Origin of the sequence: Knoellia aerolata DSM 18566, assembly GCF_000768695.1 — a bacterium.
Lineage (GTDB): Bacteria > Actinomycetota > Actinomycetes > Actinomycetales > Dermatophilaceae > Knoellia > Knoellia aerolata.
Genome location: NZ_AVPL01000083.1, coordinates 1 through 12,687, shown reverse-complemented (window position 1 = coordinate 12,687; position 12,687 = coordinate 1). Strand labels below are relative to the sequence as shown.

The 12,687-nt window shown below is 71.8% G+C and carries 11 protein-coding genes; 8 read left to right on the top strand and 3 right to left on the bottom strand.

Annotated elements, in window-relative coordinates:
• Positions 1-694 (top strand): cobalamin B12-binding domain-containing protein (locus N801_RS17640; RefSeq protein WP_169744293.1); only part of this gene is annotated, 694 nt, incomplete at its 5' end.
• A 65-nt stretch (positions 695-759) separates the two neighbouring features.
• Here N801_RS17640 and N801_RS17635 read toward each other — a convergent pair.
• Entirely contained in the window at positions 760-2,028 is a 1,269-nt protein-coding gene (locus tag N801_RS17635) for a GNAT family N-acetyltransferase (RefSeq protein WP_052113272.1), read from the bottom strand.
• A 97-nt stretch (positions 2,029-2,125) separates the two neighbouring features.
• On the opposite strand from N801_RS17635, the gene N801_RS19970 reads away from it, so the two are divergent.
• Positions 2,126-2,749 (top strand): histidine phosphatase family protein, encoded by a 624-nt coding sequence (locus tag N801_RS19970; RefSeq protein WP_052113271.1) that lies wholly within the window; start codon positions 2,126-2,128, stop codon positions 2,747-2,749.
• Positions 2,750-2,778: 29 nt separating this feature from the next.
• Here the strand turns inward: N801_RS19970 and nucS are convergent, their stop codons facing one another.
• Positions 2,779-3,474, bottom strand: a complete 696-nt coding sequence (gene nucS, locus N801_RS17625; RefSeq protein WP_035940561.1) for an endonuclease NucS — start codon at positions 3,472-3,474, stop codon at positions 2,779-2,781.
• A 72-nt stretch (positions 3,475-3,546) separates the two neighbouring features.
• Between nucS and N801_RS20880 the strand changes: the two genes are divergently transcribed.
• From N801_RS20880 to N801_RS17595, 6 genes are all read left to right on the top strand, one after another.
• Positions 3,547-3,963 carry a hypothetical protein gene (locus N801_RS20880; RefSeq protein WP_156996885.1) on the top strand — a complete coding sequence of 139 codons (417 nt, stop codon included), beginning with the start codon at positions 3,547-3,549 and terminating at the stop codon, positions 3,961-3,963.
• Positions 3,964-4,047: 84 nt separating this feature from the next.
• Entirely contained in the window at positions 4,048-5,826 is a 1,779-nt protein-coding gene (locus N801_RS17615) for a 3-hydroxyacyl-CoA dehydrogenase family protein (RefSeq protein ID WP_035940540.1), read from the top strand.
• Between the two features lie 202 nt (positions 5,827-6,028).
• Positions 6,029-8,485, top strand: a complete 2,457-nt coding sequence (locus N801_RS17610; protein WP_035940538.1) for a GcvT family protein — start codon at positions 6,029-6,031, stop codon at positions 8,483-8,485.
• A 166-nt stretch (positions 8,486-8,651) separates the two neighbouring features.
• Positions 8,652-9,239: a hypothetical protein gene (locus N801_RS17605; protein WP_035940537.1), complete on the top strand. Its 588-nt coding sequence runs from the start codon at positions 8,652-8,654 to the stop codon at positions 9,237-9,239.
• 115 nt (positions 9,240-9,354) lie between these two features.
• A complete protein-coding gene (locus N801_RS17600) occupies positions 9,355-9,654 on the top strand; it encodes an Rv1322 family protein (RefSeq protein WP_035940536.1) in 300 nt (99 codons plus the stop codon).
• Between the two features lie 41 nt (positions 9,655-9,695).
• Positions 9,696-11,048 carry an AI-2E family transporter gene (locus tag N801_RS17595; protein WP_035940535.1) on the top strand — a complete coding sequence of 451 codons (1,353 nt, stop codon included), beginning with the start codon at positions 9,696-9,698 and terminating at the stop codon, positions 11,046-11,048.
• 213 nt (positions 11,049-11,261) lie between these two features.
• Here the strand turns inward: N801_RS17595 and ccrA are convergent, their stop codons facing one another.
• Complete coding sequence (gene ccrA, locus N801_RS17590; RefSeq protein WP_035940532.1) at positions 11,262-12,602, bottom strand: crotonyl-CoA carboxylase/reductase; 1,341 nt, start codon at positions 12,600-12,602, stop codon at positions 11,262-11,264.
• Between the last annotated feature and the right edge of the window lie 85 nt (positions 12,603-12,687).

Sequence of the window (12,687 nt, the reverse complement as noted above, 5' to 3'; positions counted from 1 at the left end):
CGACCCCGTGCGGCGCGACCGCGCGGCCGCCGCGCTCGCCCGGCTCCGGGCCGCCGCGACGACGGACGAGAACCTCATGCAGGCCTCGCTCGAGTGCGCCCGCGCCGAGGTGACGACGGGGGAGTGGGCCCAGGCCCTGCGCGACGTCTTCGGCGAGTTCCGTGCACCCACCGGCGTCACCGGCTCGGTGGGGCTCACCGGCGGCGCTGCGGGCCTCGAGCTGTCCGCCGTGCGAGAGCGCGTGCACGCCCTGCGCGACGAGCTCGGCGAGACGTTGCGCGTCCTCGTCGGAAAGCCGGGCCTCGACGGCCACTCCAACGGCGCCGAGCAGATCGCGGTCCGGGCGAGGGACGCCGGCTTCGAGGTCATCTACCAGGGGATCCGGCTCACGCCCGCGCAGATCGTCGCGGCGGCCGTCTCCGAGGACGTCCACCTCGTCGGCATCTCGATCCTCTCCGGGTCGCACATGGAGCTCGTGCCCGAGGTGCTCGCCGGTCTGCGCGAGGCCGGAGCCGGTGACATCCCCGTCATCGTCGGCGGGATCATCCCGGAGTCCGACGCCGCCCGGCTCAAGGCGCTGGGGGTCGCCGAGGTGTTCACGCCGAAGGACTTCGGCCTCAACGAGATCATGTCGAGGTTCGTCGACGTCATCCGAGGCTCGCGAGTGCCGACCCCGTCCTCCGCGGCGGGCTGAGCGCTCTCCTCGCCGGGCTGGGCCGCTCCCCGTCGGGCTGGGTCCGCTCCGCGTCGGGCTGCCGATCAGAAGTGGGTGTTGCAGTGCGGCGACGGTGAGCCGTCGGCCAGCGCGGCGAAGCGCCCGAGCGCCTCGTCGGTGCCCGCGACCCGACCCGCGCGGGCCATGAGGTCGACGGCCACGTCCCCGAGGTAGAGGGCGCCGAGGGTCTCGACGTCGAGCGTCACGTCCGGCTCGTCCGCCGTGGGGACGACGCTCGCCCGCCCGCCGGAGGCCGTGACCCGCACCGCGCCGTCGGCGTGGCCGAGCGGGTCGCTCACCTCCAGCACGAGTGTGCCGTCGGCGAACCACGGGCGCGCCTCGAGCGAGCGCGGCACGTCGAGGATGCGCACCCACAGGTGGTCGGGCACGGACGTCACCCGGCGCACCCGGTGGTCGACGAGGGCGTGCACGAGAGGGTCGGACGCCGGGGCCGGGCCGACGACGACCTCGGCGAGGTCGATGTCGGCGAGGAACTGCCAGAGGTCGAGGTGGGCCGTCCCCGTCGCGGTGACGAAGTCGTGCACCTTGACCTCGGCGCTGTCCCCCTCCTCCTTGACGGTGTAGGCGACGTAGCCGTCCGGCTCGCCGTCGGGGCCGAGGCGGACGCCGAGCCGCAGCCTGCGGTCCTCGCTCTGCTCCTCCCAGTCGTAGCCCCTGAGCCACTCGCCGTAGTAGGCGGGCCGGCCGAGGGCTCCGCGGGTCACCTCGTGGTGACGGGCGTTGACCGTCGCCAGCGCGGGCCAGGACGAGCCGGGGTCGGCCATGACCACGCGTCCGCCGTCGTGGGGGCGCTCGCGCAGCCGGAAGCGGGAGGAGGTGTCGACCCGCAGGCGGGCCTCACGGGTCGCCGGAGCGAAGCCGAACCGCTGGTAGATGGCGCCCTCGGACGCGGTGAGGACGGCGAGCGGGACGTCGGCGGCGACGGCGGCCTCGAGGTTCTCGGTCATGAGCCGCCGCATGAGGCCCCGTCGGCGGTGGGTCGGAGCCACCGTGACGTCGGTGATCATCCATGCCGGGACGCTCGCGGCGCCGGTGTTGAGCGTCTTGGTCAGGTGGGCGAACGTCGCGACCGGGACCGCGCCGGCCATCCCCGGTGCCGTTGCGTCCCAGACCCCGCGGTTGACCGCGTCGTCGGCGCGTGCGACGAGGAGCCACTTCTCACGGAAGGCGTCGGTGGGCCGCCCCTGGAGGAAGCCGCGCATGATCGCGTCGAGCCACCCTCGGACCCGGGGGTCGTCACTGGCGCCCTCGGCGTGCAGGTCGAGCGTCTCGAAGCGGAGGTCGTCGGTCACGCCGCCCAGCCAACCAGCCGCGCGACGGTGGTGTCGAACGGATTGGCGCCCGGACGGCATACGGGTGCCGGGTCGGCAGGCGTGGGAAGGTGGGACGATGAGCGACCTGCAGTGTCCCGCCACCCTGCTCGTGGCCCGCCACGGCGACGCGGACTACCCCCATGCGAGGGTCCTCTCGGACGAGGGTGGCTGGCTCACCGAGGCCGGGGTGGCGCAGGTGCGCGACCTCGCCGGGTCGCTCGTGGACCGCCGGGTGGCCGCGGTCTACTCCAGCCACCTGCAGCGGGCCGTCGAGTCCGCAGCAGTGGCCGCGGAGGTCCTCGACGTGGGCTCCCGGGTCGTGGCCGGGCTCGAGGAGTTCTCGGTCGGCCTGCTCGCCGGGCGCGACCACGACGACCCGGAGCTGCTCGGCGTCTTCGCGGCGTGGAAGGCGGGCCACCTCGGCACGTTCATCCCCGGTGGCGAGAGTGGGCGCGACGCCATCACGCGCTACCGCGGCGCGCTCGAGGAGATCGCCGACCAGCACCGGGGCGAGACGGTCCTCGTGTTCTCGCACGGCGCGGTGATGTCGTTCTGCCTGCCACGCCTGGGTGACCACGTCCGGGACGACCTCGCGGACCAGCTGTTCCTGCCCAACTGCGCCGTGGCCGAGGTGAGCATCGACGCCGACGACGTGACGGTCGTGTCGTGGCCCGGCAGCGCCGACCGCTCGGTGGTCTGAGCGACCGGACGGCTCAGCGACCGCACGGCTCAGAAGAGACGGTGCTCGCTGTTGTCGATGCCCTTGAGGGTGTCGTAGTCGAGGACGACGCAGCGGATGCCGCGGTCCTCGGCGAGCGTGCGCGCCTGCGGCTTGATCTGCTGCGCCGCGAAGACGCCGGTCACCGGGCGCAGGTGCGGGTCGCGGTTCATCAGCTCGAGGTAGCGGGTCAGCTGCTCGACCCCGTCGATGTCGCCGCGTCGCTTGATCTCGACGGCCACGGTGGCACCGGCGCCGTCCTTGCAGAGGATGTCGACCGGGCCGATGGGCGTCATGTACTCGCGCCGGGTGAGCGTGAAGCCGTCGCCGAGCGTCGTGATGTGCTCGGCGAGCAGGCGCTGCAGGTGGGCCTCGACGCCGTCCTTGACCAGGCCCGGGTCGACGCCGAGCGCGTGGCTGGTGTCGCTGTGGACCTCGTGCAGCCGCACCCGCAGCCGGTCCTCGGACTTGGCGTGCTGCACCACCCAGACCGCCGTCACGCCGTCGGCGGCCTCGGTCTCGTCCGGCTCGACCTCGGCCATGGCGCACGGGGGGGACATCCAGTTGAGCGGCTTGTACGACCCGCCGTCGGAGTGGATGAGGACCGATCCGTCGGCCTTGACCATGAGCAGCCGGGTCGCCAGGGGGAGGTGAGCGGTGAGCCGACCGTCGTAGTCGACGCTGCAGGTCCCGATCACCACTCGCACCGGGTCACCCTAACCGGACGGGGTTGCCGTGCTCGCACGCCCGGCGCAGACTCGGAGGTGAGGTGAGTGCCCGTGACCTACCTGCCGGCCTACGTCGCCGCCACGGCCGGGGTCGTCGTCGCCCTCGACGCGGCCTACGCGCTGCTGAAGTACGCCACGACCGGGCACGCCCCGCGCCCCTACAGCGCGCTGACGGACCGCTACGAGGCGTGGCGCGACGCCCAGCTGCCCCGCCCGGAGCCGGTGCCGCCGCAGGAGCTGGCCGACCGCCTCCGCCGTCTCTCCGCCGAGGTCCAGGCCGTCACGGCGAGCTCCCGGCCGGCCAAGGCCCTCCACCTCAGGGCCGCCCTGCTCGCCTACGACGACGGGCTGCTCCAGGCCTGTCGTGAGCTGCACGTGCAGCCACCGGAGGGGACGAAGAGCGGGATGAGCAGCCAGCAGCGGTTCCAGACGGAGTCCGCCCTCATGGCGTCGGGGCTCGTCTGGTGAGCGGGGGTGGTGCGCGGCCACGGTGAGGACTCTCACCCCCGTGGCCGGTGCACACGGCACACGCCCTCTGACAGACTCGCCACCATGTCACGCGAGTTCACCACTGTAGGCGTCATCGGACTGGGCACCATGGGTGCAGGCATCGTGGAGGTGTTCGCGCGCAACGGAATCGACGTCATCGCTGTCGACGCCAGCGACGAGGCGGTCGAGCGCGGTCGCTCCTTCCTCACGAAGTCGACGGGTCGCGCCCTCGAGCGCGGCAAGATCGACCAGGCCGCCTACGACGCCCTCCACGGACACGTCACCTACGCCTCGGCGCTGGAGTCGCTGGCGCCGTGCCAGCTCGTCGTCGAGGCCGTGCCGGAGCACCTCGACCTCAAGAAGGAGATCTTCGCCCAGCTCGACAAGATCGTCGCCGACGACGCCGTCCTCGCGACCAACACCTCGTCGCTGCCCGTCACCGAGATCGCCGCGTCGACGAGCAACCCGAAGCGGGTCGTCGGCATGCACTTCTTCAACCCGGCACCCGTCCAGCAGTTCGTCGAGGTCATCCGCACGGTCATCACCGCCGACGACGTCTTCGAGGACGTCAAGGCGCTCGCCCAGCGGATCGACAAGAAGCCCGTCATCGTGGGGGACAAGGCCGGCTTCATCGCCAACGCGCTCCTCTTCGGCTACCTCAACCACGCCGTGGCGATGTTCGAGAGCCGCTACGCGACCCGCGAGGACATCGACGCGGCGATGAAGCTCGGCTGCGGCTACCCCATGGGCCCGCTCGCGCTGCTCGACCTCATCGGCCTCGACACGGCATACGAGATCCTCGACACGATGTACAAGCAGGGCCGGGACAGGCTGCACGCACCCAGCCCGATCATCAAGCAGATGGTCTCGGCCGGCCTCAAGGGCCGCAAGACCGGGCGCGGCTTCTACACGTACGCCGGCGCCGGATCGCCCGAGATCGTGGCCGACGGGCACACCCCGGGCGAGGGCGCGCCGGAGGGCGTCATCGTCCGCGAGGTCAGCTCGGTCGGTGTCGTCGGGTCCGGCACGATGGCGACCGGGATCATCGAGGTGTTCGCCAGGGCGGGCAGGTCGGTGACCTTCGTCGCGCGGACCGAGGAGCGGGTCGCGGGCGTCCTCGCCGCCATCGAGAAGTCGCAGGCGCGAGCGGTGGAGAAGGGGCGTGCCACCCGCGAGGAGGCCGACGCCCTCCTCGCCCGGCTGCACCCGAGCACGTCGCGGGCCGACCTCGCCGAGGTCGACCTCGTCGTCGAGGCCATCGCTGAGGACCTCGACCTCAAGCAGGAGCTCTTCCGCGACCTCGACCGGATCTGCAAGCCCGGCGCCATCCTCGCCACGACGACGTCGTCGCTGCCGATCATCGACTGCGCCAAGGTGACGTCGCGGCCCGAGGACGTCGTCGGCATGCACTTCTTCAACCCCGCGCAGGTGATGAAGCTCGTCGAGGTCGTGCACACGGTCTCCACGAGCGAGGACGTCGTCGCCACGGTGCAGTCGCTGTGTCGCGAGCTCGGCAAGCACCCGGTGACCTGTGGCGACCGGTCCGGGTTCATCGTCAACGCGCTGCTCTTCCCCTACCTCAACGACGCCGTGAAGATGCTCTCGGCCAACTACGCCACGGCCGACGACATCGACACCGCGATGAAGACCGGATGCGGCCTGCCCATGGGGCCGTTCGAGCTGCTCGACGTCGTCGGGCTCGACGTGTCGCTGGCCATCGAGCGCGAGCTCTACATCGAGTTCCGGGAGCCGGGCTACGCGCCTGCGCCGCTGCTCGAGCACCTCGTCACCGCGGGCTACCTCGGTCGCAAGACCGGACGCGGCTTCCGCACCTACGCCTGACCCGGGCGCCGCGCCCGCGGCGCCCGGCGCGCGAGGGCCCGCGCGAGGGCCCGGCGCGCTCGTGCGGCATGTCGATCCCGCACCGGCATGGCGCCCGGGAGGCGTGCCGGTGCGGGACCGACGTGCCGCGACGAGACGGACCCGACCTGCGTCTCCGGGAGCGGTCGACCGTGCCGGCGCCGGAGGTGGGTAGCCTCCGAGCGTGAGCTCCTCCGTGCTGCCCGACCGTGCCCGCGTCGTCATCATCGGCGGTGGCGTCATCGGTGCCTCGATCGCCTACCACCTCGCCCACGAGGGCGTCACCGACGTCGTCCTCGTCGAGCGCGACCGCCTGACGAGCGGCACGACCTGGCACGCCGCCGGGCTGATGACCTGCTTCGGCACCACGAGCGAGACGCTGACCGGCATGCGCCTGTACTCCCGCGAGCTGTTCGGGCGGCTCGAGGCCGAGACCGGGCTGTCCACCGGGTTCCGGCCGGTCGGCGTCATCGAGGCCGTGGGCGACCGGGACCGGCTCGAGGAGTACCGCCGCGTCGCGACGTTCCAGCGGCGCCTCGGCCTCGACGTCGACGAGATCGGGCCGGGCGAGATGGCCGAGCTCTTCCCGCTCGCGGACATGGACGGCCTCGTCGCCGGGTTCCACGTGCCCGGGGACGGGCGGGTCAACCCGGTCGACCTCACGATGTCGCTGGCCCGTGGTGCCCGGGCGCTCGGAGTCCGCGTCGTCGAGGGCGTGAGTGTCGGCGACGTCGTCACCCGCACCGACGGCGCCCTGCCCCGCGTCACGGGCGTGCGCACCAGCGCCGGCGACATCGAGTGCGAGACGGTGGTCAACTGCACCGGCATGTGGGCCCGCCAGCTCGGTGAGCGGCACGGCGTCGTCATCCCCAACCAGGCCGCCGAGCACTACTACCTCATCACCGACACGATCCCGGGCATCGACCCCGACGGCCCGATCTTCGAGGACCCCGCCCGCTACGGCTACTACCGCGAGGAGGGCGGCGGCATGATGGTCGGCCTCTTCGAGCCGGTCGCCGCGCCCTGGCACCTCGACAGGATCCCTGACGACTTCTCCTTCGGCACGCTCCCGCCGGACTGGGACCGCGTCGCCCCGGCGCTCGAGACCGCGATGTCGCGGGTGCCGGTGACCTTCGACGTCGGGGTCCGCACCTTCTTCTGCGGGCCGGAGTCGTTCACGCCCGACCGGCTGCCAGCGGTCGGCGAGGCGCCGGACCTGCAGGGCTACTTCGTCGCCGCCGGGCTCAACTCGGTCGGCATCCTCAGCAGCGGCGGGCTCGGGCGCGTCATGGCCCAGTGGATCGCGAACGGCCGCCCCGACGTCGACGTCACCGCGATCGACGTCGCCCGGTTCAGGCCGCACCAGCTCCACCGCGACTACCGCCGCGACCGTGTCATGGAGGTCCTCGGCAAGACGTATGCCGCCCACACCCCGGGAGTCGAGCTCACCACCGGTCGTGGCACGTTCGTCTCGCCCGTGCACGACGAGATGGTCGCCGCGGGCGCCCGGCTCAAGGACGTCTCGGGCTGGGAGAGCGCGGACTGGTATGCCGGTGACGGACAGGTCGCGAAGCTCACCCCGTCGTGGAGCCGCCAGCCCTGGTTCGAGCAGTGGGAGGCCGAGCACCGGGTCGTCCGCGAGGCGGTCGGGCTCATCGACATGTCGTTCATGGCGACCTTCGCGGTGACGGGCGCCGACGCGGGCACGGTGCTCGCGCGGGTGAGCGCGGGACACGTCGACGGCGACGTCGACCGCATCACCTACACCCAGTGGCTGGGGCCCGACGGCGGCATCGAGGCGGACCTCACCGTGACCAAGCGCGGCGAGGGCGACTTCCTCGTCGTCGCGTCCGACACCGCCCACGGCCACACGCTGGCCTGGCTGCGTCGGGCGATCGGGGAGGCGGACGTCACGGTCGAGGACGTCACCGAGGCCACCGGACAGGTCAACGTCCAGGGCCCGCGCTCGCGCGAGCTGCTGGCCGAGCTCACCGACGCCGACCTCTCCCACGAGGCCTTCCCGTTCCGGACCGCGCGCACCGTGACGGTCGCCGGCGTCGAGGTCCTGTGCGTGCGGATCACCTACGTCGGCGAGCTGGGCTACGAGCTCTACGTGCCGCGGGCCGACACGGCCGCGGTCTGGACGGCGCTGCGCGAGCGCGGCACGGCATACGGTCTGCGCCCGGTGGGGCTGAAGGCTCTCGGGTCGCTGCGGCTCGAGAAGGCCTACCGCGACTACGGGCACGACATCGACAACACGGACACCGTCGGCAGCGCCGGTCTGGGGTTCGCCGTCGACCTGGCCCACGACTTCACCGGGCGTGACGCCGTCGTGGCCGAGCGCGAGACCCCTCGCCACGAGCGGCTCGTGCAGGTGCTCCTCTCCGACCCCGAGCCGCTGATGTTCGGGGCGGAGGTGATGCTGCGCGACGGCGTCCCGGTCGGGGACGTGCGGTCGGCGTCCTACGGCTGGACCCTCGGCGCGGCGGTCGGCATCGCCTCCGTCGCCGCGGACGGCCCGGTGGGAGCGGCGTGGCTCGACGAGGGTGCGTGGGAGGTGGACGTCGCGGGGACGCGTGTGCCGGCCGCCGTCTCCCTCCGGCCGATGTACGACCCGACGGGCGCCCGCGTCCGCTCCTGAGCGCTCCGAGACCCTCGTGTCCATGTGGTGCAGGTCTCATTGAAAGTTCCATCAGACGGGACCATCGTCCCTGCTGCGCGACCCCTCCTGCGGGCGAGACTCATGGTGTGCCGGAACGGTACTCACACCACACGGGCCACAAGCCCAGAAGAGGAAAAGATCAGCCATGCGACGACGTACCCTGGACGCACTGCTCACGACGGGCGGCCTCATCGTCGCCGTCGTCCTGCTGGTTGCGGGCGGACTTCTCACCTGGGCGAGCAACTTCGTCGCCGACAACGTCAGCACCCAGCTGTCGACGCAGCAGATCTTCTTCCCCGAAACCGGCAGCGAGCAGCTCAACGACCCGGCGGTCCAGCCGCACCTCGAGAAGTACGCCGGCCAGCAGCTCCTCACGGGCGACCAGGCCAGGGCCTACGCCGACCACTACATCAAGGTCCACCTCGACGAGGCGACCGGTGGCAAGTCCTACTCGGAGCTGAGCAACATCTCGCGCGCCAACCCCACCGACGAGAAGGCCGCCGGCCTCGTCCAGCTCGCCTTCCGCGGTGAGACCCTGCGGGGGCTTCTGCTCAACGCCTACGCCTTCGGGACGATGGGCAAGATCGCCGGCTACGCCGCGTGGGCCGCGTTCGGTGGATCGCTTGGGATGCTCGCCCTCACCCTCCTCGGCTTCCGGCACCTCCGCCGGGTCCCGGTCGAGGAGGAGGTCGGCGCACCGGCTCGCGGGGCCGCCGTGCCCGCCACCGCCTGACCGCAACCCCACCCCGACCGAGACGGTCCCGCAGGCTTCCCGCCGCGGGGCCGTCTCCGGCGTCTGCGGGTGCCCGGCGGTGCGTGCTCCTGTCGTCAAGCGGGACACTGGACCCATGTCCCCCCGCGCCAACCGACGCCGCCGCGACGACGTGCCGCTCGCGCTGGGCCGCCTCGGTGGCGGGACGACCACGGAGACGTATGCCGGCCAGCGCTGGGCCGTCCGCCGGCTCACCGGGGCGTCGTCGGACCGTACCTACCTCTGCCCCGGCTGCGAGCAGGGGATCCCGCCCGGGACGCCCCACGTCGTGGCGTGGCCGGACGAGGGGGTCGGGGGAGTCGGCGACCGACGGCACTGGCACACGTCGTGCTGGGGCGCCCGGGAGCGCCGACACCCGCCGGGCGCCATCCGTTGAGGTCGTCCCCGCGCGGCTAGGGTGGCGCCCGAGGAGGTCACGTGAACCTGAGCTGGGGCAAGAACTCGATCCGCAACTGGCGTGACTACCGCACCCGTCAACGGGCCGCGCTGCGCGAGAGCAACCGCATCCACCACGAGGACGAGCACCTCGAGCGGAGCCTGTTCACCGACCTCCTGGACCGGGTCGACGACGGCGACCGCGACGCCGACGCCGACGGCGGGGCCGACGGCGGGGCCGACGGCGGGGCTGGCGACGGTCGGGGCGGGCGTGCGGGTGCCGCCGCCGCACCGGCGGACGGGTCGGCGCGCTCGGGCGCCCCGGGCACCACCCAGTTCGGTGAGATGGGCCGGCCGATGAACCGCCAGTCGGCGTTCTACCTCGGCTTCGTGGGTGCCCTCGGTGCCCTCATCGCGATCGGCCTGTGGCACTCGCTCGGCCGGCTCGCGACGACCATCACCATCCTCGTCGTCGCCCTGTTCCTCACCCTGGCGCTCAACCCGCTCGTCGAGTGGCTCGGCCGCCGGGGGCTCAAGCGGTCGCTGGGGGTCGCCATCGTCTTCGTCGGGGTGCTCATCGTCTTCACGCTCCTCGGGCTGCTCGTCTTCCCGCCGGTGGTGACCCAGGGCGGTGAGCTCGTCCAGGAGGCGCCGAGCTACGTCGACCGGATCCTCAACGCGGCGTGGGTCCAGGAGCTCGACAAGAACTACGACGTCGTCGACAAGATCAGCGAGGAGTTCAACAAGCGTCTCACCGACGAGACCTTCATCAGCTCGGTCCTCGGCGGGGTCCTCGGTGCCGGTCGCGCGGTCCTCAACGGGGTCTTCCAGACGTTCACCATCCTCATCCTCACGCTCTACTTCCTCGCCTCGCTGCCGAAGATGAAGCGCACCGCGTACTCGATGGTGCCCGCCAGCCGGCGCAACCGGGTGGTCCAGCTGAGCGAGGAGATCATGCGGCGCACCGGGTCCTACGCGATCGGGCAGGTCGCCATCGCGACGATCAACGCGATCCTCAGCTACGTCATGATGACGCTGCTCGGCATCCCGTATGCCGCGGTGCTCGCCGTGCTCGTCGGGTTCCTCGGGCTCATCCCCATGGTGGGTGCGACCCTCGGGGCCGGCCTGGTCTGCACGGTCGCGTTCTTCGACGAGCCGAAGATCGCCCTGTTCGCGGCGCTCTACTACCTCGTCTACCAGCAGGTCGAGAACTACGTCATCGCCCCGAAGATCATGCAGCGCACCGTCTCCGTGCCCGGTGCGCTGACGGTCGTCGCGGCCCTCGCCGGCGGCACCCTGCTCGGGGTGCTCGGCGCGCTCCTCGCCATCCCGGTGGCGGCCGCGATCCTGCTCCTCGTCGACGAGGTGCTCGTCCCGCGGCAGCGTCACCAGTAAGCGCTCGCTCGCGTCCTGCTTCTTCGCCCCGCTCCGCTCGCGTCCTGCGGAAGGCGCTCAGCGAGACGGCGGCGGGATCCGTGCGCACGCAGTGGTGCGTACGGATGGCCGCCGTCTCGACGCGCCCGCCGCAGGACGCCATGCGTCGCTCGGTGCGTTGCGCGCACCGCTCCCTCCCGGGTCTGAGGTCGCCCGGCTCCGCTCGGGTCGTGGTCAGGCGTTGCGGAAGCGGTTGATCTCGGCCTCGAAGCGGGCGCGCTTGTCGGGATCGGTGATGCCCAGCCCGGGTTCCGGGGCAAGGGTGAGGACGCCGACCTTGCCCTGGTGGAGGTTGTGGTGGACGTCCAGCGCGGCCTGCCCGACCTCGTCGAGCGAGTAGGTCCGCGACAACGTCGGGTGGATGAGGCCGCGGTCGATGAGCTCGTTGGCCTCCCACGCCTCGCGGTAGTTCGCGAAGTGCGAGGAGATGATCCGCTTGAGGTTCATCCACAGGTAGCGGTTGTCGTACTCGTGCATGAAGCCCGAGGTCGACGCGCAGGTGACGATCGTGCCGCCCTTGCGCGCGACGTAGACACTGGCTCCGAACGTCTCGCGTCCCGGGTGCTCGAAGACGATGTCGACGTCGTGGCCGCCGGTGAGCTCGCGGATCTTCTTCCCGAGGCGCTGCCACTCCTTGGGGTTCTGGGCGGTGTTCTCGTCGTTCCAGAAGCGGTAGCCCTCGGCGTTGCGGTCGATGATGAGCTCGGCGCCCATCTGTCGGCAGATCTCGGCCTTCTCGGGTGAGGAGACGACGCAGATCGGCGTCGCTCCGCCGGCGAGCGCCATCTGGGTCGCGTACGAGCCGAGGCCGCCGGAGGCGCCCCAGATGAGCACCCGGTCACCGAGCTTCATCGCCGCGCCGTTCTTGGAGATGAGCTGGCGGTATGCCGTGCTGTTCACCAGGCCGGGGGAGGCCGCCTCCTCCCAGCTGAGGTGGGTCGGCTTGGGCATGAGCTGGTTGGTCTTGACGATCGCCAGCTCGGCGAGCCCGCCGAAGTTCGTCTCGAAGCCCCAGATCCGCTGCTGGGGGTCGAGCATCGTGTCGTTGTGCCCGTCGGCGTCCTCGAGCTCGACCGAGAGGCAGTGGGCCACGACCTCCTGGCCGGTCCGCCACCGGGTCACCCCGGGGCCGGTGCGCAGCACGACGCCCGCGAGGTCCGAGCCGACGACGTGGTAAGGCAGGTCGTGGCGCTTGGCGTACTCGGAGGTGCGGCCGTAGCGCTCGAGGAAGCCGAAGGTCGAGACCGGCTCGAAGATCGAGGTCCAGACGGTGTTGTAGTTGATCGCGCTCGCCATGACAGCCACCAGCGCCTCGCCCGGAGCGAGCTCGGGCACGGGCACGTCGTCGATGTGGAGCGACTTGCGCGGGTCCTTGTCGCGCGCAGCGAGGCCCTCGAACATCGCCACCTCGTCCTTGTGGACGGTCGCCGCGCGGTACGTCGCGGGGATGGCGAGGTTCGCGTAGGTCTCCTCGGTGCGGTCTCCGCTGAGGATGGCGGCGCGGATCTGGTCCATGGGGTGTGGTGCTCCTTGATCTGGGCGGTCAGGTCAGGTGGTGCAGCGATCGGAAGGCGCAATCAGTGGGGGTGCGGGGGACGGG